The organism is Marinobacter sp. CH_CUG1437-1, from assembly GCF_037029655.1.
Taxonomy (GTDB): Bacteria; Pseudomonadota; Gammaproteobacteria; order Pseudomonadales; family Oleiphilaceae; genus Marinobacter; species Marinobacter salsuginis.
This window is the reverse complement of record NZ_JAYMEW010000008.1, coordinates 114,032-137,980: the sequence shown is the minus strand read 5'-3', so window position 1 is coordinate 137,980 and position 23,949 is coordinate 114,032. Positions and strand designations below refer to the sequence as shown.

Annotated in this window: 20 protein-coding genes; 9 read left to right on the top strand and 11 right to left on the bottom strand. The window is 55.8% G+C overall.

Annotated elements, in window-relative coordinates; genetic code table 11:
• Window positions 1-9: 9 nt before the first annotated feature.
• The 3 genes from WA411_RS17680 (at window position 10) to WA411_RS17670 (ending at window position 4,087) form a co-directional block, all read left to right on the top strand.
• The gene (locus tag WA411_RS17680) at window positions 10-1,608 is read left to right on the top strand and encodes a GMC family oxidoreductase (RefSeq protein ID WP_014422295.1); all 1,599 of its coding nucleotides are present in this window, start codon (window positions 10-12) and stop codon (window positions 1,606-1,608) included.
• A gap of 37 nt (window positions 1,609-1,645) precedes the next feature.
• A complete protein-coding gene (locus WA411_RS17675) occupies window positions 1,646-3,331 on the top strand; it encodes a long-chain fatty acid--CoA ligase (RefSeq protein ID WP_227716479.1) in 1,686 nt (561 codons plus the stop codon).
• Window positions 3,332-3,415: 84 nt separating this feature from the next.
• Window positions 3,416-4,087, top strand: a complete 672-nt coding sequence (locus WA411_RS17670; RefSeq protein ID WP_008170303.1) for an OmpW/AlkL family protein — start codon at window positions 3,416-3,418, stop codon at window positions 4,085-4,087.
• A gap of 897 nt (window positions 4,088-4,984) precedes the next feature.
• Here the strand turns inward: WA411_RS17670 and WA411_RS17665 are convergent.
• From WA411_RS17665 to WA411_RS17645, 5 genes are all read right to left on the bottom strand, one after another.
• Complete coding sequence (locus tag WA411_RS17665) at window positions 4,985-6,010, bottom strand: IS110 family transposase (protein WP_008170306.1); 1,026 nt, start codon at window positions 6,008-6,010, stop codon at window positions 4,985-4,987.
• A 286-nt stretch (window positions 6,011-6,296) separates the two neighbouring features.
• Entirely contained in the window at window positions 6,297-7,547 is a 1,251-nt protein-coding gene (locus tag WA411_RS17660) for an NAD(P)/FAD-dependent oxidoreductase (RefSeq protein ID WP_041654915.1), read from the bottom strand.
• A gap of 88 nt (window positions 7,548-7,635) precedes the next feature.
• Window positions 7,636-9,273 (bottom strand): GMC family oxidoreductase, encoded by a 1,638-nt coding sequence (locus tag WA411_RS17655; RefSeq protein WP_291908451.1) that lies wholly within the window; start codon window positions 9,271-9,273, stop codon window positions 7,636-7,638.
• Between the two features lie 17 nt (window positions 9,274-9,290).
• The gene (locus tag WA411_RS17650; RefSeq protein ID WP_041654913.1) at window positions 9,291-10,703 is read right to left on the bottom strand and encodes a cytochrome P450; all 1,413 of its coding nucleotides are present in this window, start codon (window positions 10,701-10,703) and stop codon (window positions 9,291-9,293) included.
• Between the two features lie 14 nt (window positions 10,704-10,717).
• Window positions 10,718-11,038 carry a 2Fe-2S iron-sulfur cluster-binding protein gene (locus tag WA411_RS17645; RefSeq protein WP_008170311.1) on the bottom strand — a complete coding sequence of 107 codons (321 nt, stop codon included), beginning with the start codon at window positions 11,036-11,038 and terminating at the stop codon, window positions 10,718-10,720.
• A 129-nt stretch (window positions 11,039-11,167) separates the two neighbouring features.
• Here WA411_RS17645 and WA411_RS17640 point away from each other — a divergent pair, with 129 nt between their 5' ends.
• Window positions 11,168-12,235 carry an AraC family transcriptional regulator gene (locus tag WA411_RS17640; RefSeq protein ID WP_014422290.1) on the top strand — a complete coding sequence of 356 codons (1,068 nt, stop codon included), beginning with the start codon at window positions 11,168-11,170 and terminating at the stop codon, window positions 12,233-12,235.
• A gap of 45 nt (window positions 12,236-12,280) precedes the next feature.
• Here WA411_RS17640 and WA411_RS17635 read toward each other — a convergent pair whose 3' ends face one another.
• A complete protein-coding gene (locus WA411_RS17635) occupies window positions 12,281-12,895 on the bottom strand; it encodes a TetR/AcrR family transcriptional regulator (protein ID WP_014422289.1) in 615 nt (204 codons plus the stop codon).
• Window positions 12,896-13,153: 258 nt separating this feature from the next.
• Between WA411_RS17635 and WA411_RS17630 the strand changes: the two genes are divergently transcribed.
• The 5 genes from WA411_RS17630 to WA411_RS17610 are packed head-to-tail and all read left to right on the top strand — an operon-like array spanning window position 13,154 to window position 19,144.
• Window positions 13,154-13,639 carry a PaaI family thioesterase gene (locus tag WA411_RS17630; RefSeq protein WP_014422288.1) on the top strand — a complete coding sequence of 162 codons (486 nt, stop codon included), beginning with the start codon at window positions 13,154-13,156 and terminating at the stop codon, window positions 13,637-13,639.
• A complete protein-coding gene (locus tag WA411_RS17625) occupies window positions 13,636-14,127 on the top strand; it encodes a PaaI family thioesterase (RefSeq protein ID WP_014422287.1) in 492 nt (163 codons plus the stop codon). Before WA411_RS17630 ends, WA411_RS17625 begins: the two co-directional genes overlap by 4 nt.
• Window positions 14,117-15,019: an alpha/beta fold hydrolase gene (locus tag WA411_RS17620; RefSeq protein WP_014422286.1), complete on the top strand. Its 903-nt coding sequence runs from the start codon at window positions 14,117-14,119 to the stop codon at window positions 15,017-15,019. Before WA411_RS17625 ends, WA411_RS17620 begins: the two co-directional genes overlap by 11 nt.
• Before the next feature lie 37 nt (window positions 15,020-15,056).
• Window positions 15,057-16,109 carry an efflux RND transporter periplasmic adaptor subunit gene (locus WA411_RS17615; RefSeq protein WP_041654911.1) on the top strand — a complete coding sequence of 351 codons (1,053 nt, stop codon included), beginning with the start codon at window positions 15,057-15,059 and terminating at the stop codon, window positions 16,107-16,109.
• Window positions 16,106-19,144 carry an efflux RND transporter permease subunit gene (locus WA411_RS17610; protein WP_014422284.1) on the top strand — a complete coding sequence of 1,013 codons (3,039 nt, stop codon included), beginning with the start codon at window positions 16,106-16,108 and terminating at the stop codon, window positions 19,142-19,144. The genes WA411_RS17615 and WA411_RS17610 overlap by 4 nt, the downstream gene beginning before the upstream one ends.
• A gap of 281 nt (window positions 19,145-19,425) precedes the next feature.
• Here WA411_RS17610 and WA411_RS17605 read toward each other — a convergent pair whose 3' ends face one another.
• From WA411_RS17605 to WA411_RS17585, 5 genes are all read right to left on the bottom strand, one after another.
• Window positions 19,426-20,511: an aldo/keto reductase gene (locus tag WA411_RS17605; protein WP_041654908.1), complete on the bottom strand. Its 1,086-nt coding sequence runs from the start codon at window positions 20,509-20,511 to the stop codon at window positions 19,426-19,428.
• An 84-nt stretch (window positions 20,512-20,595) separates the two neighbouring features.
• On the bottom strand, window positions 20,596-21,402 hold the full coding sequence (locus WA411_RS17600) for a dienelactone hydrolase family protein (protein WP_008170335.1): 807 nt from the start codon (window positions 21,400-21,402) through the stop codon (window positions 20,596-20,598).
• 78 nt (window positions 21,403-21,480) lie between these two features.
• Complete coding sequence (locus tag WA411_RS17595; RefSeq protein ID WP_014422282.1) at window positions 21,481-22,047, bottom strand: TetR/AcrR family transcriptional regulator; 567 nt, start codon at window positions 22,045-22,047, stop codon at window positions 21,481-21,483.
• A 43-nt stretch (window positions 22,048-22,090) separates the two neighbouring features.
• Entirely contained in the window at window positions 22,091-22,759 is a 669-nt protein-coding gene (locus WA411_RS17590) for a cupin domain-containing protein (RefSeq protein WP_008170339.1), read from the bottom strand.
• A gap of 63 nt (window positions 22,760-22,822) precedes the next feature.
• Window positions 22,823-23,443 carry a glutathione S-transferase family protein gene (locus WA411_RS17585; protein ID WP_041654905.1) on the bottom strand — a complete coding sequence of 207 codons (621 nt, stop codon included), beginning with the start codon at window positions 23,441-23,443 and terminating at the stop codon, window positions 22,823-22,825.
• Window positions 23,444-23,949 lie beyond the last annotated feature (506 nt).

Here is a 23,949-nt window from a genome sequence, read left to right as displayed (position 1 = left end):
AGAGTTATTATGTACGATTACATTATTGTCGGTGCGGGATCGGCGGGCTGTGTATTGGCCAATCGGCTTACGGCGGACTCTTCAAAGCGAGTAGTGTTGCTAGAAGCGGGCCCAAAGGATAAAAATCCACTCATACATATGCCTATAGGTATAGCACTCCTTTCCAATAGTAAAAAGCTGAATTGGGCTCTTGAAACCGAACCTCAAGAACATCTGAAGGAGCGCCGCCTGTTTTGGCCTCGTGGTAAAACGCTTGGCGGGTCCTCTTCTATCAACGCCATGGTCTATATCAGAGGTCACAAAGCCGATTATGACCACTGGGGTCAAGTTGCCGGGACCGACCTCTGGGGATGGGATCGCGCTTTAAAATTGTTTCGTCGACTGGAAGATAATAAACGTTTTGGCGCAGATTCTTACCATGGGGAGGGCGGTGAGCTCACCGTAAGTGAACTCAAATCAGTCAATCCGTTGAGTCGAGATTTTGTTCGAGCGGCACCTCATGTAGAGCTCCCGGTAAACACGGACTTTAATGGAGAGACGCAAGAGGGATTGGGACTCTACCAGGTGACACAAAAAAATGGTCGGCGTTGGAGTTCAGCGCAGGCATTTCTGCGTGTCGCGGAGAACCGGCCTAATCTTGATGTGCTAACGGACGCGCGGGTAACCCGGGTGGTAATGGACGGTAAGCGGGCAGTCGGTGTGACACTGAACCAGGGGGGCGAATATCGCCAGCTTAGACTCAATAACGGCGGTGAAATCATATTGTCTGGTGGTGCGGTTCATTCACCACAACTGCTGATGCTTTCGGGAATCGGTGATAGCCAAGAGCTTGGAAAACACGGGATCCCCCTTGTGCATCATCTTCCTGAGGTCGGCCAGAATCTGGTTGATCATTTGGATATTACGATCATGCACGCGGCGAACTCACGTTTGCCCATTGGCGTTGCTCCCAGTTTCCTGTTTCGGGGCGTGAGCGCATTATTCTCATATATCTTTGCGCGACGTGGATTTCTTACCAGTAATGTTGCCGAGTCCGGAGGCTTTGTTAAATCCGAGCGCTCGTGCGAACGGCCAAATGTGCAATTCCACTTTTTGCCAACTTACCTGAAGGATCATGGACGAAAAGTGATGGCCGGGTATGGGTACACCTTGCATATTTGCGATCTAATGCCCAGAAGCCGCGGTTTTATTGGCCTCAAAAGCCCTGACCCATTGGCCGACCCGTTGATTCAACCCAATTATCTCAGTAACCCCGAAGACATCAAAACAATGATCTCGGCCGTTAAATTTGGACGACGGATACTCGGGGCACCAACAATGGCTTTACATAGTGAACGAGAAATTAAGCCCGGAAACTTGGTGTCTTCGGACGGTCAGATTGCGGACTTTATCCGGGAAAATGCAGAGACTATTTACCACCCCGTTGGCACTTGTCGTATGGGCGCGGATCCGGATTCAGTCGTTGATCCGGAATTGAAAGTCAGAGGGATTGAAGGGCTAAGAGTTGTCGATGCCTCGATAATGCCCAGTTTGGTTGCCGGTAACACCAACGCACCCACCATGATGATTGCCGAAAATGCAGCCGACATCCTCTTGGGAAATGTTTAGGTTCAAACCCGGATTATGCCTTCTACATTGGACCTTAATGACGCCAGATACTCGCGTCAACCAACTACAAAAACGACAGGAGATAAACGTGCTTGGCCAAATGATGAACATGGAGCTCACCGTGAATTCCTTGATCGACCATGCTGCTCGCTACCATGGAGACGCTGAGATTGTGTCGATAGGAACGGATGGAAATCCCAGTCGATCTGACTGGGCAACTGTTTCGGAGCGGTCGCGACAACTTGCGTCAGCGCTTCGAACGGCAGGCTATGTCCAGGGGGATCGGTGCGCGACCATTTGTTGGAATAACGTGGGGCACCTGGAATGTTATCTTGGCATCTCTGGTGGCGGGATGGTGTGTCACACTATTAACCCGCGACTGTTTCCAGAACAACTCGTTTACGTTATCAACAATGCTCAAGACAAAGTCATATTCTTTGACAAAACGTTCCTTCCCATTGTTTCAAATATCCGAGACCGACTGGAGACGGTTGAGGAATTTGTATTGATGTCCGAACCGGACGAAGAAATTGCAGCGCAATTTCCAGGATTGTTGTTTTATGAAGAGTTTCTCCAGCGAGGAACGCCTAACGCGAATTGGCCTGAAATCGCCGAAAACCAGGCTTCAAGCCTCTGCTATACATCGGGCACCACTGGAAATCCCAAAGGGGTGCTCTATTCACACCGCTCCACCGTTCTGCACGCGCTGGTAGCTGCTCAACCCGACGCACTGAATTTATCGGCACGGGATGTGGTGATGCCGGTTGTTCCTATGTTTCACGTAAATGCGTGGGGGGTACCCTACATTACGGCGATGGTTGGAGCCAAACTGGTGTTGCCTGGTCCTGGCCTGGATGGGCAAAGTTTGGTCAAGCTGATCGATTCAGAAAGCGTAACGATTGCGCTGGGTGTGCCTACGATTTGGCAGGGACTTCTCTCGGCTTTGGACGAGCTTGGCTCCTCGGCACAGTCGCTTAAACGGACGGTGATAGGGGGTAGCGCTTGTCCGCCCTCAATGATGTCGGAGTTTCGTGGTAAGTATGGCGTAGAAGTTGTCCATGCATGGGGAATGACAGAAACATCACCGATCGGAACCGTCAATGCACTGCTGTCGAAACACAATACTCTTTCGGAGGAAGGAAGAAACAAAATCCGTGAAAGCCAGGGACGGCCTCCCTACGGGGTGCAGCTCAAAATTGTGGGTGAAGACGGCCATCAACTGCCCGAAGATGGCATTGCTCAGGGAAATCTCCGCATCCGTGGTCATTGGGTGGTAGCCGATTACTTCGGTGTTGAACCAAATCAGACTCTTGAGGAAGACGGTTGGTTCGAGACAGGTGATGTTGCTTCGATCAATGATGATGGATTTATGACAATACGTGACCGCTCAAAAGATATTATTAAATCTGGTGGTGAATGGATATCTACAGTCGAATTGGAGGGAATCGCAATGGGCCATTCTGCCATCAATGAAGCTGCCGTAGTGGCGGCCTCCCATGATAAATGGGACGAACGACCGATCCTGTTGGCAGTAAAAATACCCGACGCAAATATTACTGAGGAGGAACTTCTTGCTCATTATCAAGGGAAAGTCGCCAAGTGGCAGATCCCGGATCGCGCGATCTTTGTGGAAGGATTGCCACGCAATGCCACTGGGAAAGTATTAAAAAACAAGCTGCGTTCTGAGTATGGGGAAGTATTAGTCAATAAACCGGCAAGCTAGCTTCAATGAGTGGCATTTGTGTTACGAAAAATTGCAGTTTTACCTAAAGCCAATTTGTTTTAATACCAAAAAGGATAATAAAAAATGAAACCTAAAATAATTAGTAAAGTCTCGTTAGTGGCGTTCCTTTTACTTTCACTTGCTGCGAGCCTGGCCAACGCTCAATCTGAGCCGGTTTACAGTAGAGGCGACTGGGTGGTTGGGCTGAATGCCACTAGAGTTCTAACCGATGAAGATTTGCGATCAGCCTCTGCGGGGAGTGCCCCCGTTCCAAATTCCAACCTGTCTATTAACAACGATACGACCGTATCATTCGACGTGTCGTATTTTCTGAGTAATCAGCTGGCATTTAACATTTTTGGCGGCATTCCCGCTAGTGCGGACCTCCAGGGCGAAGAGTCTCTCTCCGGTCTTTTTCTTGGTCAAACAGATTATGGTCCGGTAATTCTTTCGCTTCAGTATCATGTTTTGACGGGTAGCAACTTCTCTCCGTACTTTGGAGCGGGTGTAGGACGGATTCTCTTTTTAGATGAGAAGGATCGCGCACTAACCGACTTCGACGTCGAAGATACATGGGCCCCTGCGGTTCAGGCTGGTTTTCGCTGGAGGATACACAATAACTGGTCGGCAAATTTTGACGTTAGATATGCACCCTTCGAGGCGGATATCACCGGTAACCTGGGCCCGGCCCCTGTTCAGGCAAAAGTGGAAGTGGACCCCACTATCGTGAGCATCGGTGTTGCATATCGCTTTTAAATGCCAAGTATACCAACCGTCTGCATTTGCTGGTCGCTTTCAGCAACCTGCTGATTGATAAAAACCTGCAGCGTAAGACCAATGCGCCCCTTTTCCGCCAAGATTGCGGAAAAGGGGCAAAAACCAGCGGTTATTCAGATCTTCCTTAGGTATATAGCCCCAGCCTTATGCATCATTTAAAGGTCTCGTATCGTTTAGTCGAGTAGTATATAGCCATCAGGACCGGCACGTCCTTACTATAGAAAACCTTTTCAGTAGTCCCGCAAGTTTCATTTAATCGAGCAAGTGTCTTAACATTAATACCGCTCGTAACTATCGGTTCTTGATGTCCACCATCAATAAGCCGGAATCTTACTGTGTTTGATTTACACACCGCTTGAAGCTTGCAGTCTGAAAAGCCCTGTCTTGGCTGCCACCACCCATCCGCATGAAAAAGCATATGCTCAGATGAACCAAAACAAGAGGTCGACACCGAATGGGCGATGTTGCTTATGAAGGATTGAGTGATCGGAACCTCTACCCATAATGGCCGATAGAGACTTCGCTTTTTCTTTGTGGGTAAAATCAAGTTCATATTTTCGTCGGTAATTGCAAGGTGAGGTTATTAGTGGGACATATAGAGAATTATTTCACCTACATGGACTCCCCCTGCGGTCAAGCAACGCCATTTGAATCCGAAGCGGTTTGAGACTGCGGCTCTACATTCGGCCTCTTTGTGGGCGTTTTTGCCCGGGCCAGGATGATGATGCGTGTGAGCGGGGACCTTATTCGTTAGTCGGCTTCGCTGAGCCGCAGAAATAAACAGGTTCTCCCACTCTCGGTCTGACCGTTCCGTCATCGCTTGCCGTTGCAAGACTCTTCTGGCAGGCTTGTTCTGCCTGTCGTTGGTGCTCGGTTTTAGCCCTCCACAGGCTGTGTCTTAAACTCGGTTTGATTCATGAGTAGTGCCCATATAATCCGGGCGTTCTTGGCCGCCATCGCAACGGCGGCCCGCTTGTATCCACGTCGTTCCACCAGGTCTTTGGCCCAGTCACTGAGTCGATCATTCTTATCCGGTAATTTTGCAATCACTGCCCGGGTGCCATGGATCAGCAGCGTTCGCAGGTATTTGTCCCCGCGCTTGGTGATTCGGCCAAGTCGCACCTTGCCACCGGTCGAGTATTGTCGGGGCACCAGACCCAACCATGCGGCAAAGTGTCGCCCACTTTTGAACTGTCTGGGGTCAGGCGCACTGGCCAGCAGGGCTGTTGCGGTCTGTGGTCCGATACCCGGTATGGCCATAAGGCGCTTGGCCTGCTCATCGCTCCGGGCCATCGCTTCGACCTCCCGATCGTAAGCCAGGATTTCTTCATCGAGCTGTCGAATGCGTTGGTTGATGTTGTTGATTAAGCGGCGAGCGAGCATGGGTAAGTCGTTTTCGGCATCCTCCAGGATTTCGGGAACCCGGCGCCGTGCGGCGTAACGGCCCTGGGGAATGATCAGTCCGAACTCGGCCAGCAGCCCACGAATCTGATTGATCTGCGCGGTGCGTTCTTTGGTCAGTCCACGGCGAATACGATGCAGGCACAGTACGGCTTGCTGGTCTTCGGTCTTGATTGGAACAAACCGCATATTCGGCCGACCTACTGCCTCACAGATGGCCTCGGCATCGTTGTCGTCGTTCTTGCTGCTCTTGCGATAGGGCGCGACAAACCGGGGTGCAATGATTCGGACATCGTGGCCGAGTTTGGTCATTTCCCGAGCCCAATGGTGGGCACCCGAGCAGGCTTCCATGCCAATCAGGCAGGGTGGGAGCTGAGCGATATAAGGCAACAGCTTGGGCCGGTTCAGTCGTTTGCGAACCACGACCTTGCCGTGTTGATCGGTGCCATGAATACTGAACACAGTTTTCGCCAGATCGATGCCAATGGTTGTAACATTCATGATGACTCCTCCTGCTTTTGATTGAAGATGTCAGACACCTTCAATGTGGCACATCGATGCCGTGGGAGCAGGGGGAGTCCATATCATTCGCTATGGTGCTCTCGGTTTACCAGAGCAACAGTAATGTGTCTGGCTACGGGAAATTCCGCCGGTTGTGGCTCACGCATCCTTTGCGCTCACTGAAAGCTGTCGGTCGTAGGATATGATATCCATAGGCCGTATGAGTTGTGCATTGCTTTCGCAATTTTGGGCAAACTAAGGGCACAGCTCTACTCGGTCGTCAATTTCAATTTATGGACTGACCGCTCACCAAGGACTTCAGTTCAATATCCGGATCCTTCAACATTTCAGGATTGACCTGCCTGCGTTGTTGAACGAGGGTCTTGCCGACCATAAAAGCGATGGGCAGGTTGACCGCATCAACAGCAATGACACAGCCATCGCGGAGATAGAACACCGCAAATCCCTTGTCTTCCGGGCTTCCGCGCAGCACACGCTGATCATGATATTGCGACAACCCCACCATCTGCAGACGCACGTCATACTGGTTCGACCAGAACCATGGAGCGCTATTATAGGGTTTCTTCTCGCCCATCAGGGTTGCCGCCACTGTCCGGGCCTGATCAACCGCGTTGGCGACAGATTCAAGGCGCTGCATCTTCTCGAAGAAAAGATTCCGGTGGCGGGTACAGTCGCCGATCGCCAGGATGGCTGGATCTTCTGTGCGGGTAAACTCGTCAACAATAATGCCGTCATCACAGGGCAGGCCGGCGGCCTCAGCCAGCGCGGTTTCCGGCACAACACCCACTGAAACGAGCACGATGTCGGCCGGTACAGTGCCGCCGCTCGCCAATGTCACGCCAGCCACATGCCCCTGATCGCTAGCTTCGAAACCGGTTACCGCCGTGTTCAGGCGTAGATCCACGCCAGCGTTACTGTGTTTGGTGTAAAAAAACTCCGACATTTCCGGGCCTGTTACACGCTGCATAAGACGCTCGGCCGCTTCCAGTACCGTGACATCAACGCTTTTTTTGGTAGCGCTGGCTGCCACTTCAAGGCCAATGTAACCACCACCCACGATGACCAAGCGTTTCCCCGGAACCAGTTGTTCACGCAGGGCATCCGAGTCAGCTATGTCATGTAGGTAATGAATGCCCTTCAAGTCAGCCCCGGGTGCGTTCAGGCGTCGAACGTGTGACCCCGTGGCCAGGACCAGTCGATCGTATTTCAATGTGCTCTGGTCCGACAAACTGATGGTCTTGTTGTCCCGATCAATTTGTTCGGCACGTACACCGAGCCGCAACTGATGGCCGGCGTTCTCGTACACCGAGCGCGGCTTGAGGTACAGCGACTCCTGATCCACCTCGCCTGCCAGGTAGTTCTTGGACAGGGGCGGCCGCTGATAGGGTGGATGTGGCTCTTCGCCCACCAGGACCACCTCATGTTGATATTTCTTTTGCAGCAAGGTTGTCAGGAGCGCACCTGCTGCGTGCCCGCCGCCAACGATGACTGTCGTCTCTTTCTGTTGGTTTGCCATAGCCTGTCTCTTTCTACTGTTCTTTGGAATCAGATTGATCAGAAGTCCAGATGCCAACTGAGCCCTGTGACGCCCGCGCGCGCGGAGCTCAGCCGACCATCTCCCCGGCATCCTCAAGTATCATCGCGGCACCTTTCTCGCCGATCATGGTTGCCGGCTGATTGGTGTTTCCGCCGACCAGCGTCGGCATGATGGAGGCATCGACCACCCGCAGGCATTGCAGGCCATGCACGCGCAGGCGCGGATCGACCACCGCCATCGGATCAACACCCATCTTGCAGGTGCCAACCGGGTGGTACGCTGATTCACCGCTGCGCCGTACCCATGCGGCGAGATCGTCGTCATTCTGCAGCGCCGGCCCGGGCAAGACCTCAACCTCGTGGTGCGGGGCAAACGCCGCCTGCGCCAGGATCTTGCGCACCAGGTGGACACCGCGCACCAGTCGCTCGACATCGGCGGACTCGGCCATGTAGTTGGGGTCGATCAGCGGCGCGGCAAACGGGTCGGCACTGTGCAGACCGACGCGCCCGCGCGACGACGGCCTAAGCCCGTAGATCATCACCGCGTAGCCATAACCGCTCATCGCGGTCTTCAGGTCTCGCCCGTGATCGTCGTACAGCATTGGCGCGAAGTGCAGCTGCAGGTCGGGTACCGGCTCCTCGGGCCGGGAGCGGATGAACCCGCCGGCCTCGGCGCCGTTGCTCGACAGCACGCCCCGCCGACCGCTCAGATACGTCAAAGCGCCCCACAGCCCCTTGAGCCAGTAGCTCGGATGCATCGAGATGCTTTGGCGGCTGCGGGCGCTGACGCGCACGAACACGTCGATATGATCCTGGAGATTCTGCCCGACGCCCTCCAACGCATGGCGCAGTTCTATGCCATGCCGGGACAGCTCCTCCCGCGGACCGATCCCGGACAGCATCAGCAGTTGCGGCGAGTTGAACGCGCCGCCGCAGAGCACAACTTCGCGCCCGGCACGAACCTGCGTCAGCCCCTTTGTATCGCGGTATTCGACACCGGTGGCGCGGGTGTCTTCGAGTAGCACCCGGGTGACATACGCGCCGCTGCAAACCGTCAGGTTGGAACGCGCCGTGGCGGGTTCGAGATAGGCCCGCGCGTTGCTACAGCGTGTGCCGTCTTTCTGGTAGGCGTAGTAGAAGCCCACGCCCTCCTGCTCACTGCCGTTGAAATCTGTATTGAGCCGGTACTTTGCCTGGGTCGCCGCCTCGACAAACGCCGTGCTCAGCGGATTGGTATAGCGGCGCTCGGCAACTTTCAGCGGACCACCCTGACCATGAAATTCTGCCTCATTCGGCGTAAGTTTGGGCTCGAAATGTTCCGATCGGCGGAAGTAGGGCAACACCTCGGCGTATGACCACCCTTTGCACCCCAGCCGTGCCCACTCGTCGTAGTCCCGGGCATGCCCGCGAATATAGACCTGCGCGTTCATGCCGCTGGAACCGCCAAGCATCTTGCCCCGCGGCTGAAAAAGCGCCCGGTCGTGCATGTGACGCTGCGGTTCGGTATTGAACTGCCAGTTGTAGCGGCGGCTGAACATTAGCTGCAGGAAACCCAGCGGCATGTTCACGAAAGGGTTGCGGCGGCTCTCCGGACCGGCTTCAAGCAGCAGCACAGAATGGCGACCGCTCTCCGACAGGCGGCTGGCGACAGCACATCCGGCCGAGCCCGCGCCAACCACGACATAGTCAAATTGTTCGGTCGTCATCCTGGTTAGCCTGTTCATTAACTTTTTGGTGTCAGCTGGACCATCAGCTCCGAATAGCCCCGCACGAAGTTGGACTGCACGCGCTCCGGCTCGCCGACGACTTCGATCTTGTCAAAGCGTTTGAGAATCTCTTCCCATAGGATACGCAGTTGCAATTCGGCCAGGCGGTTGCCCATGCAACGGTGAACACCGTAGCCAAATGACATATGGTTTCGTGCGTCCTTGCGATCGATAATGAAGTGATCGGGGTCTTCGAACTTGCGCTCGTCACGGTTGCCCGAGGCGTACCACATCACAACGCGATCGCCCTTTTTGATGGTCTGGCCGCCCAGCTCAACATCTTGCTTGGCGACTCGGCGCATATAGGCCAGCGGCGTTTGCCAGCGGATGATTTCCGACACCATGTTCGGAATCAGTTCCGGTTTTGCCTTCAGTTTTTCGAGCTCCTTTGGGAATTCGTTCATGGCCACCAGGCCACCACTCATTGAGTTGCGAGTGGTATCATTGCCGCCAACGATAAGCAGCGTCAGATTGCCGATAAACTCCATCGGGCGATTGATCAGATCTTTGGTGTCGTCGTTGCTCTGTAGCAGGCTGATCAAATCGAAACCGGGCTCTTCGCCCGCCGCGCGGCGCGCTTCCTTATCCCTCCAGAGCCTGGAGAAGGACCAGGCCATGTCAGCCGCGTCGTCAAACATGATCTCTTCATCGGCATACTCGCCGCCGGTTGCCGATGCTGCCCCGGCCATCCGATCCGACCACTCAACCAGCTTGTGACGTTCCTCGTAAGGAAAATCCAGAAGGGTTGCGAGCATGCGACCGGTGAGTTCCTTCGATACAGTGGGCACCCAGTTGAAGGGCTGGCCCAGAGGCAGGCTGTCAAGCACATCGCCGGTACGCGATCGGATCAGCTCCTCCATTTCCTTCAGGTTCTTTGGTGCCACCACGCCTTGAACCGAGCTGCGCTGCACATCGTGTTTTGGCGGATCCATGGCTATGAACATTTCCACCGACAGCCCCTCTGGAGGGTCACCCAGAATGATTTGCGGCTCGGCGGAAAACAGGTCGTGACTCTTATCCACGAACATGATGTCTTCAAAGCGAGTCACCGACCAGAAGGGGCCGAAGGGGCTGTTCTTCTGGTAATGGACCGGAGCCTCATCACGCAACCGTTTGAAATAGGCGCGCCACTGATCCTGCCGATATAAAAACGGATTGCTGACATCGATGTCCTCAAGGGCCAGCGTGTTAACGTCCGGGATGGCTGATTCAACAAATTCGGGCACGGGCCGGCGTGGGCCGAAGGCCTTCTTCTTGGCGCCCATTAACAGTTTCAGCCCCTGGATCTGCCTGTGCATCGGCACCACCCTGGAGGTAGCATTAATCACTCGGGACTGAATGTCGTCAAATGTTTTGGACAGTGTTGGCATGCGTCCTCCTATGTTCACATCTGGAACTCGGGTAAATGCACGGTCATGCCGTCCATTTCATCAGTAATGACCACCTGGCAGCCCAGGCGCGAAGTGCTTGCCCGCTCCGGGGTCATTGACAGCATTTGCTCTTCCTCACCACCAGGCGTACCTGTCTTTCTGAACCAATCGTCCGAGACGATCACGTGGCAGGTACCACAGGCACACTCTCCCCCACAATCCCCGTCAATACCGGGAATCAGATTGTCAACGGCGATTTGCATTACCGAGGAACCAGCTTTGAATTCAGCAACATGTTCAGTTTGATCATGTTCTATAAAAGTAATCTTGCCCATTATTGTTCTCCTGCCAGTAGTGTTCAGTAATAGATATTGTCTGTCTGACGACACTCCTGTCAGGTCATTTCTTGACAAGCTGAGGTCATTTAAAGACAAAATGACGATCATTTAGGACGGGGAAGATCGATGATGACGACGCAGAAGACGGGTGATTTGCAAAAATCCGGTCCCGGTATTCCATCGAATTACTCACGGCTCATTGCACGTGAGCTCGATTTAACAGCCAAACAACTGCCACGTCTGCTGCTCGGCACCGGGCTTGGTGTGACGCAATTCCTGAGCGAGGAAAGCCTGCTTACCGCAGCGCAGCAGGTGCGGATTCTGCGCAACGCACTGGATTTGTCCGGCCAGCCGGAATTAGGGTTATGGCTAGGCAAGCGACTGACCCCGGCAACCCATGGTGCGATGGGATTCGTGGCCTACAGCAGCCCCGACTTTCTCACTGCGCTGCAAGCGATTCATACTTTTCTGCCCACGCGCGCGAGCTTCATCCAACTGCATTTGCGGCAAGTCAACGAGCGCCTGGAATGTATTCTGGACTACCAGGAGTCGCTGGACGATGACATACAGCGGTGCCTGTCGGATGCGATGGTTAAGGCCCTTTTTGAATTTGGCGAGTTTATAATTGGTCGCCCTTTGCATGAGGCTGAAATATGCTTCGCTCATCCTGAACCCCCGTATCAGGCAATGTATGCCGATTTTTTGCCCGGGCAGATTCGCTTTGATTGCGACCAGTTAAAACTTACGTTGCCGATGTCGTTGTGTCAGGAACCGAATGCCTCCGCCAATCACGAAAACTATCGTCTGGCCTTGCAACAGTGTGAATCGATGCTTGCGCAACTTCAGTCGGATAAACCGAGCTATCAGACCCAGCTGAAGATGATGATGTTGTCCCGACCGCCCGGAACGCTCAGTGAAGACGAAGCAGCAGCCTCGTTGTTCATGAGCAAACGCACCCTGGCACGCAAACTCAAACAGGAACGCAGCGGTTTTCGGAAAGTTCGCGACGAGATTCTGTCCCAGCAGACAGCGACCTACTTGCGTGACAGCCAGCTGTCAATCGAGGCCATTGCCGCGTTGATGAACTATCACGACAGTGCCAATTTCAGACGCGCCTTCAAGCGCTGGTTTGACCAGTCGCCTGAGCAGTTCAGGCAAAATGTCAGATCACAAACCGTGCATCCGCATGATTAGCGATCATAAACAGAGGCTACTTGCTTGCGTTTGTGAAGCCAGAACCTATGCCTGCCCCCCTTTATTGATCACACCGTCCATAGCGATCTGCCAGATCAAGTCGCCAATGGTGTCGAGTGAATGAGCCCCGTTCGGGTCGAACCAGGTTGCAACCCAGTTGAGCGCCCCAAGGCCGATCAGGCGAAGCAGGCGGCCATCAATATTCTTGCGGACCACGCCCTGCGCAATCATTGTTTCGAGGATACCGGCCCACAGGGACTCGTACTGGTCACGCAGTTCGATGATTTCCTCGCGAGCCTCCGGGCCCAGCGCCCGCCATTCAAACAGCAGCACGTAAACCGCGTCCGAATCGACCAACAGGGCTCGCAGATGCGCGTTGATACAAAGACGTAAACGCTCAACCGGGTCATCCGAACTGGCGTAAGCCGACTCGACCTCTGCGGTAACCAGGTCCACCCCCCGGCGCATCAGCTCGACAAGCAGCGCTTCCTTGCTGTTGTAACGATAATACAGACTTCCGGGCAGCATATTGCAGGCCTCGGCAATCTCCTTGAGCGACGTCCTTTCAAAGCCTTTCTCACGAAAAAGCCTGGCTGCGTTAGACAAAACGTCGCCCTGGTCGCCCAGTTTGCTTGGAGGAGCCATCTGTCTGTTAACCATCGCTTAAGTATCTCCTCAGCAAGCCAGTTCGTTATTCATCAGAGCGGCCACCACCTGACTTGTTACACTGATCGTACGCCATTGCACGGGTGGCGTGCCATTTGCCTCAACAGATTCTTGACTTTTGGTTGGTTAACCAACCAAAATCCAGCAACAATGTTATTCGGAAGAAACTGACATGGCAATGACATATGACAATCAGCTGTTTCCCGCCACTTCCGCCCCTGTGCGAAATGCAAACCGGGGTGGGCAGATCTGATGACGGAGTCGAACAGAGCTCAGCACAGTGACGCTGTGACGACGGCGTGGCAGTTCACCGAACAGGTTCCCCACGGCAGGGATCTGGGTATGCAGGTTGTCTCTGTGAACGGAAACCAGGTCTGCATGCGCCTGACCCCACAGCCGTGGATGTTCGCCGAAGAGGATACAAAAGAAATCTGCACCAGCGTGCTCTACTCGCTGGCCGACTCCGCCGGAGGCTTGGCGGTATTCGCGGGGGCCCTGGAGTTGATGCCCATTGCCACGCTGGATCTGCGCATGGATTATCTGCGGCCCGCCATCGGCGACCGTGCCCTCTTGGCGGTGGCCACCTGTCGTCATTTAACGGACGAGGTCGCGTTCATCCATTGCGACATCCTCAGCGAGAGCGATAGTGCACTGTTAGCGACGGCAAACGCCACCTTCATGCGCAACACCCAGGGCCAGCGATTCCAGGCCGGTGGACGAAAAAAGGAGGGCGCATGAGCACGACTGGCGATTCGGCACAACCCATCTCAGGCCCTACCGAAAGCGGGAAAGAATGTTCCGACTGGCAGGCTCTGCTGGAGCGCATTCCCTACGCACGGCACCTTGGGCTTGAGGTTCAACGCGACGATGTAGGTCTAGTGGTTCATATGCCGTGTCGTGAAGCGCTCATTGGCAACTTTATGCTACCCGCCCTCCATGGCGGCGTGCTTGGCGCCCTGATCGAACTCACCGCGCGGGTCGCTGCGCAAAGCCAGGATACCGACAAACGTTGCCCACGCATTCTCGACAGCCACATTAACTACCTCCGTTCCGCGCAGGCCCGATCGACGTTCGCCAGCGCCGAAATTGTTCGACAAGGCAGGCGGAGCAGCCTGGTCCGGGTGACCTGCTGGCAGGGCGATAAGCGCAAACCGATCGCCAGCGGTCAGGTTCAGTTGTTGCTCCCGACAGTGGCGGCCAAAGAAGCAGATCTTCATGAACAATAAGCACAACAACCCTGAACGCGACCAATTCCAGGCGCCGGATGGCGCGGAGATCGCACTGTGGCGCTGGCCGCAATCCAAAGCGCGCCCCACGGTGCACTGGGCGCATGCAACGGGTTTCCATGGCCGCCTGTACCGCCCCCTCCTTGATGGGCTTGCCACGGACGTCAATGTCCTGGCCTGGGACATGCGGGGGCACGGGGCCAGCGCCGGTGCGGCGAACTTTTCGACATTCCGGGGCTGGGAAACCTACTATCGCGACATGACCGCTCTGCTGGGTAGCCTGGACGAGCCGGTCTGGCTCGCCGGCCATTCTATCGGTGCCACCACCAGCATCATGGCCGCTGCCCGACGGCCAGACAAAGTGCTGGGCCTGATTCTGGCGGAACCGGTGATCATGGATCCGGGGCAGGGCCTGAAGTTGTGGCTGGCCAAGCTGCTACGCCAGTCACATCGGTTGTCACTGGCCGCCGGAGCCGCCCGTCGGCGCCGGGTATTCGACTCGCACGCTGCTGCGCTGGACAACTATCGGGGCCGCGGTGGCTTCAAGACCTGGCCCGATGCATGGCTGGAGGCCTACATCCAACACGCTTTTCTGCCGCAGGACGATCAAGTTCGCCTGGCGTGTGCGCCGGAGTGGGAGAGCACCACCTTTGCCCATACCGAACACAACCCCTGGCCCGGTATTCGTCAGTTGCGGTGCCCGGTTATCGCGCTGGCGGCGGAACGCGGGTCAACCTTCTCGCCGGCGGCGCAAAAACGTCTGCAGACCTTGTTGCCCTCGGCTGACGTGAGGGTTCTTGAGGGTACGACTCATTTTCTGCCCATGGAACAGAAGGAAGCCGTTCGCGATGCCATCCTGCAACTTGCTTTGTCCAGACACCGCGAGAACTGATACCCACACCTTGATTTTGCCAATCGGGACACCTGCCATGCGCTGTATGCTGACACTGTTTATCTCGCTGCTCATTCTGTCTGGTTGTCAGCAGTCTTCGGAACCGCCCCCAGAGGCCCGCGCCCCTATCCCCTGGGTAAAAACAGTTGAACTAAAGGACGCCGGCCCAACAGCGCACAGATTTTCAGGAACCCTGCGAGGCCGCCACGAAGTTCCTCAGGCCTTTCAGATCGCCGGTCGGATTCAACATCGTTACATTGATGCCGGTCAACGCGTGGAAAAAGGCGACTTACTGTTCAAACTCGATACACGAGACCTTGTAGCAACGGCGGAGGGAGCCGCCGCGGATCTGAAGCGTGCAGAAGCGGCCCTGGCAATTACCACCAATGAGCTCCAGCGCCAACAGCAACTTGTGGGGCGTCAGTTTGTCAGCGAACAAACCCTGCAACGCCTTGAATTGGCAGAGCGTGAGGCGCGCAGCCAGGTGCAAACGGCTTCTGCACGCAATCAGCAGGCTCAGAATGCCCTGGGGTATGCGGAACTGAAAGCCGCCCATGCAGGCGTGGTCACTGAGGTCAACGTTGAACCCGGTCAGGTTGTGGGTGTCGGACAAACCCTTGCCGTTCTGGCCGAAGATCAATCGCTGGAAGTGGAAGTTTTTTTACCAGAGGGCAGTAACCCGGCCAGGCGTGGTTATGTTCCTTTGCCCAATGGCGAACAGCTAGCTGTAAGCCTGAGAGAAATTGCCGGGGCTGCCGACCGCGCAAGCCGGAGCTGGCGTGCCCGATACAGCCTGGAGGGGCCCTACCCCTCGTCTTTAACCCTGGGGTCGGTGGTGAGTGTGCGGTTAGCGCAGAAGCAAACCGCCCCCAGCCATCGCGTACCGCTGGGTGCCCTGGATGAGAGAGGGCAAACGCCGCAGATCTGGTTGGTTTCCGACGGCACGGTAACGCCCCTGGCGGTCGATGTTATCGATCTGGGTGAGGAGTATGCGAAGATCAAGGTCGACATCAAGGCGGGAACGCCCATCGTCGCGCTGGGGACACACCTACTCACGCCTGGCATGGCGGTGCGGGAGCTGGCTCAATGAGCTTACCGAATCTTTCCGCGCTGGCAGTGCGCGAGCGTTCGGTCACCCTCTTTTTTCTTTTGCTGTCCGTTGTTACCGGTTTCTACGCGTTCTCGTCCCTGGGTCGGGCGGAAGACCCTGCGTTCACCGTCCGGGCGATGGTGGTCTCGGTAGCCTGGCCAGGAGCAACCCCCGAGGTGCTGCAGAATCAGGTCGTGGATCGTCTGGAAAAGCAAATTCAGGAGGTGGCGTATACCGATACCATTGAAACAACCATTCGGCCCGGGCAGGCCGCCATGCTTATCCGATTCCAGGATTCGACGCCCAGCGAAAAAGTGCCGGACCTCTTTTATCAAGTCCGCAAACGCATGCTCGATGAGAAGCCCAATCTGCCCCGGGGTGTGATCGGCCCCATCGTCAACGATGATTTCGCGGATGTGTATTTCTCCCTGCTGGCGCTGACGGCACCCGGGATGCCAATGCGTGAACTGACCCGAGAGGCAGAATCGATACGGGATCGCTTGCAACGGCTGCCCGGCTTGCAAAAAGCACAGCTCCTGGCGGAGCGTCCTGAGCGGGTGTATCTCGAATTTGATCAGGACCGGCTCAACAACCTCGGTTTGTCGGCAGAAGAGGTGTTGCAGGCGATAGAGGCCAACAACCGTCTTCAGCCTCTTGGCTTTGTTGATCTTGCCGGCCCGCGGGTTTATGTCCGCAGCAACATCGACCTGTCTGACCTTGAGCGCCTCACCTCAGTACCTCTGCGTATCGGAGACCAGCTTATCACCGTGTCTGATCTGGCCGAGGTGCGTTTAGGTTATGAAGATCCTTTGAGCTACATCGTCCGCTCCAACGGTGAGGATGCGATCCTGTTAGGTGTCGTCATGCGCGCGGGTGAAAATGGCCTGGAGTTTGGTGAGCGGCTGCGCGAGTTTGTCAGTGCCGAACAGGGCAGGCTGCCGCTGGGAATGTCAATACAGACCCTGACCGATCAGGCGGAAGCCATCACTCAGGCGGTTGATCTTTTTCAGGTCAAGTTTCTGGTTGCGTTGGTCGTGGTGATGGGGGTCAGCATACTGGCGATCGGTCTGCGCGCGGGTTTGGTGGTGGGTATTGCGATTCCCGTGACTCTCGGCCTGACTTTCTTATTGATGAAAATGGCAGGCATTAACCTTGATCGCATCACCCTGGGTGCGTTGATTATCGCACTAGGCCTGTTAGTGGACGATGCGATCATCGCCATTGAAATGATGATTGTGAAGATGGAGAGCGGCTGGGACCGGGTACGGGCAGCCAGTCATGCCTGGAGCGTAACCGCCGCGCCCATGCTGTTTGGAACGCTGGTGACGGTGGCCGGATTTGTTCCCATCGGATTTGCCCAGTCCGGGGTGGGAGAATACACCGGCAACATCTTCTGGGTGCTGGCTTTTTCGTTGTTGATTTCCTGGGTGGTGGCGGTAACCTTTACGCCTTATCTGGGCGTCAAGCTCTTGCCCGATTACACCGGGCATACGGGCCAGGACCTATACCAAAGCGCGTTTTATCAGCGGTTGCGCGGGGTGATCACAGCGTGTGTACAGTACCGGAAAACCGTTGTTTTGATAACAGTGGGTTTGCTGGCGATCAGTGCTTTCGGTATGGCAACCCAGGTGCAGAAGCAATTTTTTCCCAGTTCTGATCGCCCCGAAGTTCTGATCAGTGTCTATGCTCCGCAGGGGAGCGCTATTGCCACCACGGATCAAAGTGTCAGACGCCTGGAAGCGATTCTGATGGACATGCCGGAGGTGAAAAGCCTTTCTGCTTACATCGGTGCCGGTGCGCCCCGATTCTTCGTATCGGCCAACCCCGAGCAGCCGGACCCGGCATTTGCCAAGTTGATTGCCATTGGGCAGGACGTTGAAGGGCGCGATCGCATCATCTCGGCGCTGGAAACCAGAATCGCGGCGGGTGAATTTCCGGAGGCACGAGTGCGGGTGACGCGTTTGCTGTACGGTCCCCCGGTGGTCTGGCCGGTCAGTTTTCGTGTGCTGGGTCCGGAATCCGATCAACTCAGAGAGATCGCGCACCAGATCCGCACTCTCATGACCGGGCATCCGAATATCGTCATGCCGCATCTCGAATGGGATGAGCGCGTGCCCACTCTCTATCTTGATATGGACCCGCAAAACCTGGGTTGGATGGGCCTGACCCCGGCGGAAGTTGCCCGGCAACTGCAGTTCCAACTCCGCGGAGTGGCCGTCACCGAACTACGTCAGGGCATAAGGAGTGTTCAACTGGTGGCGCGTAATGCCCGTGGCGAAGTGATCATGCCGGAAGATCTTGAAATCAAAACCCGCGACGACCGCAAACTTTCCGTACAGCAACTGGGCAAGTGGCAGGTTCGTTACGAGGACCCCGTCATAAAGCGTTACAACCGTGACCCCTTCCTGGCCGTTCAGGCCGATGTAGAAGGTGCCCAGCCACCGGATGTTACCAAGGAGATATGGAGTGCGATGACGGGCCTGCGCGAACAGTTGACGGAGGGTTACCGTATTGAAATCGGCGGTACGGTGGAACAATCAGCCAAAGCCAATGCTTCAATCCAGACATTACAACCGGTGATGTTGGCGTTGATGCTGATCTTTATCATGCTTCAGATGCGTTCCTTTATCGGCACATTGACTGTTCTTGCCACCGCGCCACTGGGGCTGATTGGGGCTGTGCTGGCTCTGCTGCTGTTTAATCAACCCTTTGGCTTTACCGCGCTGCTGGGGCTGATTGGCCTGGGCGGCATCCTGATGCGAAACACCATGATTCTGACGCAGCAGGTGCAGGACAACTTCAAAGCGGGGATGGCTGCGAGAGAAGCCGTTGTCGAGGCGGCAGTGCAACGTTCCCGCCCCGTGGTGCTCACCGCTCTGGCGGCCGTTCTGGCGTTTGTTCCTCTGACCTTTGACCTGTTCTGGGGGCCGCTGGCTTATGTGCTTATAGGTGGCGTAGCAGTGGGCACTCTGATCACGCTATTGTTTGTCCCGGCGCTTTATGCCCTTTGGTTTCGCTTACAGATAAAAGATTGAGGTAGGTTTGAATGAGCGCCAATTTTGTTAGCAATTACAACTCACTTAAGTCTTCCAGGAAGGTGATTGAGTTCTGAAATAACCCTTACACACGACCTGTTTTGCCGACAACACCAGAACCGGTAAAGTCAGGTGTTGAAGCAGCCAGGAGAGTCGTCGAAGTGGCCAGTAGGCACGGACGTCTACGTTTTGACAGCATTAACGGTTTTTCCAGCATAGCGGCTGCGCCGTCGGGGCGCAGCACGATGTGAAGGTTGGGTTGGGTTGGGTCGGTTTTGGAATCAGGACTCGGTAGAGTTTCGGTACCCGGCCATCATTGCCATCATCCAGCCCGGGTACTCCTCGGGCAGGCGGCTGACTTCATCCAGGGCTACCAGTTCATCGTCGGACAAGCGGATTTGGGCCGCGCGGATATTGTCCCTGAGCTGCTCGGGCCGCTTGGCGCCAACGATGATGCTGGTCACAGGCTTCTGGTGTAGCAGCCATGACAGGGCAATCTGTGCCACATTGACCGGTTCGCCGTCGATCTGTTTGCCATCGGCAATCTCCCGCATAACCTTGATGACTTCGCTGCCCCGCTCGCGGTTGACGGGTGGAAAGTCAAACTTGGCGCGCCGGTTTTCTTCGGAAACGTCCGGCCCCTCGTATTTACCGGACAGGTAACCCCCGGCCAGTGGGCTCCACACCATCAGACCAACGTTCTCAGATTTCAGCATCGGAATAATATCCCGCTCCAGATCGCGACCTACGAGGGTGTAGTAGGCTTGCATGGATATGATCGGGCACAGGTTGCGGGCCCGGGTGATGCCGATGGCTTTCATCACTTGCCAGGCGGCCCAGTTGGACAGGCCCACGTAACGCACATGGCCTTGCTGCACCAGGGTGTTCAGTGCCTCCAGAGTTTCCTCGATCGGCGTGGCCGGGTCAAAACCGTGGATCTGGTACAGGTCAATATAATCCGTTTGCAGGCGCGCCAGGCTCGCCTTGCATTCGCTCATTATATGGCCGCGGGAAGCACCACGGGCATTGGGGCTTGCGCCCATGGGGCCGAGCACCTTGGTCGCCAGCACCACATCTTCGCGGCGAACGCCGAGATTCTTCAGGGACTGGCCGACGATGCGCTCACTGGCGCCGAAACCATAGATGTTGGCGGTATCGATAAAGTTGACCCCCGCCTCCAGGGCGATCTTCACGAGTTCGTCGGCCTGTTCCTGCTGCAACTGGCCGATCAGGCCCCAGATGTCCTCATCGCCGCCGAAGGTCATGGTGCCCAGGCACAGTTCGGATACGAACAGCCCCGAGTTGCCCAGCGACTTGTAGCCTGGACGATTGTCTCCATCGAACAGTGGTAAACTCTCAGTTGCCATGTTGCACCTCATCATGCTTTTCGGTTGGTGTTCCAGAATTCACTGTAAATACTGCCGGTTTCGGTTTGTTTGCACTCGCTTGTGTTACTGGGTGAAGATGGCCTTGTAGAAACGCATGGTGCCATCCCAGGAACGGCTGGCAGCCTCTTCATCATAACCAACCGGCATGCCGAACTCCTCGGCGATCTTGTCGGCGCCTGGGTTGGTGAATGAGTGCAGTACTCCGGGAAAGCTCACCAGTGTCAGGTCGACTTCGGCATCCTGCATCTCCTTGACCAGGCCCGCGACCTGATCCGAGGGGACCAGCTTGTCGGCACCGCCGGTGTACACCTGGATCCTGGCTTTCACGGACTCGGGTTCAGCCGTGAGGGGGCTGCCGAGCGCGCCGTGGAAGCTGACAACGCCGTCCAGATCGACGCCCATGCGCGCCATGTTGAGAACCACGGCGCCGCCAAAACAATAACCCTGTGCCGCAATTCGGGACGCATCAACACTTTCGTGGTTCTTCAGGATGTCCATCGCCTTCATGAAGCGCGCCTTGACCTGACTCATGTCCCGAGTGGCTTCCTGCATGAACTTCTGGGCGGTATCGGGATGGTCGGCTTGTTTGCCAGAGCCATACATATCCAGCGCAAACGCCGTATAGCCGGCCGAGGCAAGTCGTTCTGCCTGATTCCGGGCAAATTCATTGTGCCCCCACCATTCATGGACCACCAGAACCCCCGGACGCTTTTGCCCGAATTCATCATCCCAGGCCATGTAGCCGGTGAAGGTCTCGTCGCCGACTTGATACTCGATGGTTCTGGTTTGCGTTTCTGCCAGTACCTGCGTACTTGCAACAGTGAGTGACAGCGTGGCTGCTGCCAGTGCTGTTTTCAGGGTGCTCATCATCTGTTTGCTCCTTTTCGCTCGTTATGAGTCAATTTGCGTAGCGATTCTGTACATCAAAGCGCGATTCCTGTCCCGTCGTTACTGGCAGCGGGCGCGCAGCAGTCGCGTTGCGGCATCAAACACGGCGAGGTCTTCTTCGGTGCGCGCGGCAAGGTGGGCCCCTTCCAGCATCGCCAGGGTCGCCTGCGCTTCATCGGCGGCACCCAGGATGGCCGAGACGGATCCATCCCTTTGTCCCAGTTCAAACGTTGCCGTAATCCACTGCAGAACCATTGCGCGAACGGCGCCGACTCTGGCAATAACGGTGTCGGACAGGCTTTCGCGGCAGGTCGAAAAGGCAACGCACAGACACACGGTCTGGCCATCATGCAACGCCCCGCGGTACAGGGCAATGAGTGCCTTGAGGCGCGCGCCAGCGCTGGCATGGGCTGCGTCTATCTCGGTCAGACCCTGCTGCAGACTGGTCTGATAGCGCTCGATCAAGGCTTCGGAGAGCTTCGCCTTGGTGGGGAAATGATAATGGATCGAGGCCTTTCGAATGCCGATGGCCTCGGCCAGATCCGCGTAGCTGAACCCGTCAAAGCCCCGTGACCGGACGGTGTGCTCGGCAAGATCCATCAGGGCTGTTCTGGTATCACGGTTCATGGTTGTTCACCTGTCTGCCTTTTCAATCCCGCTATTGCCGGGCTTATACCCTCGGTGCCCCGGCAAATCGCAGGTGCCCCGTTTTCATCCAGATCTTGGCGCCGTCGTCCCCGGCCGTCACGGACAACCTGTGTCCTTCAGGGAGGCGCAGCCAGTCATGCCTGGCCAGCACCTCGCCATCCCTGATAGCCGAACCTTCGACCACCAGCAGTTCGATTCCGCCGGGCGCCTCAGAGGTCAGTGTCGCCCCCGCATCGAGCTGGCTGTAGGTCACGATCTCACGATCGTCCTCATGCAGCTTTGCGGTGGCAACGCCGCCCACTGGGGCGCCCAGCTCGGCCTCCATATTCTTGCTGAACTGGGTGCGGTCGGCCAGGTCGAACTGCCACAGTTTCACAAATATCGTACAGCCCGTTTCAGAGCCCGGAATATGTGACGTGGTTGGGGGGTTGCGCACGTAGGTGCCAGCAGGGAAGTCACCGTGCTCGTCCTGGAACACGCCATCGAGTACGATGAATTCTTCTCCACCGGTATGGGTATGCGCCGAGAAATGACTGCCCGGCGCATAACGCACGATGGTCGTGGCGCGGGCAACTTCGTCCCCGATCCGGTCCAGCATGCGCCGCTCCACCCCTTTCATGGGCGAGGGCTGCCATTCAATCTGGTCGGAATGCATAACCACCGGTTTGGAGAAATCTGCATTAATCTCCATGATATTCCTCCCTTTTGTGCCCTTCATGTTTTCAGCGCTTGCATTAAATCCGAAGGTTTCGGATTACCCGGCAATTGAAGGACGGGCTGCGACTTTTGCGCGCCAGGCCTGGAGATTGGTCAGAGACTCGGGAATGTCAACCTTCGCGAAATCCGCAAACCCCAGGCCGGCAAAGGCGGTGATGTCTGCGACCGAGAAGCTGTCGCCTGCGAGAAACTCGTTGTCCGCCAGAACGCTGTCAAGGTAGGCCATGGTTGCGCTGGCAATTTCTTTCTGTTTATTACCCCACTCAGCGCATTGCCAGGTTTCCAGATCCGGACCAAGCCCCGGGGTCGCGTGGTGGAAATAGGCACCCACGGCGTTCATCAGACCGTTTTCTGCCCGCAGATTCATCATTGCGATACGGGCACGCTCCGCTGGGGTTGTACCCATAAGGGACGGACCATCAAAGACGCCGTCGATATATTCGGTGATGGCATTGCACTGGGCGATGCAGGTGCCGTCGTCAAGTTCCAGCATGGGCACGGTGGCATCCGGGTTTTTCGTCTTGAACGCCTCGGAACGGTGCTCGCCGCCCATGACATCGACCGGGACGAATTCCACCTGGTTTGTTGCGCCTTTTTCTGCCAGAGCGATGCGAACGCGGAGCGGGTTCGGGAAGCCTTCGATATCGTAGATTTTCATTGATTGCCTCTGTTGGTCATTAAACATGCGCCAATTAATCTACCTATTAGTAGGTAGATGTGCAAGAGGCAATTTGATTGTTCTGCTTTTCTTTGCGCTGTTGACAAGACATTCCAAACGCCAAGAACAGCCCGGACCTTCTTGCAGTACATAGCCAAACCAAAAAGCCAGCTTCTCAGTTAGACGATTTGATAAATATCGAAGTGTTTTTGTTGAAAGAAGCGTGTGCGAAAGAGCAGCCGTGAATGTTCGCTTATGTTTAGGTACGGACTGAAGCCGTCTGAGCGGGAATCACAGTGGCTCAGCACCTTTGTGAGTAGTTGCCGCTCGTAACTAGCGGCCAAGCGCGATGATGAGCCCCCATAAAAATGCCGAGACTCAAGGTGAGCTTGGCTTGTATCTCAGCCCGCGCTTTATAACGCAATACACTTCCCGACCCGATAAGTGCCCGAGGCAGAACTATCCGCATAACCCCAGGTAGTGCTGACAACGGAATGAGTCATCGA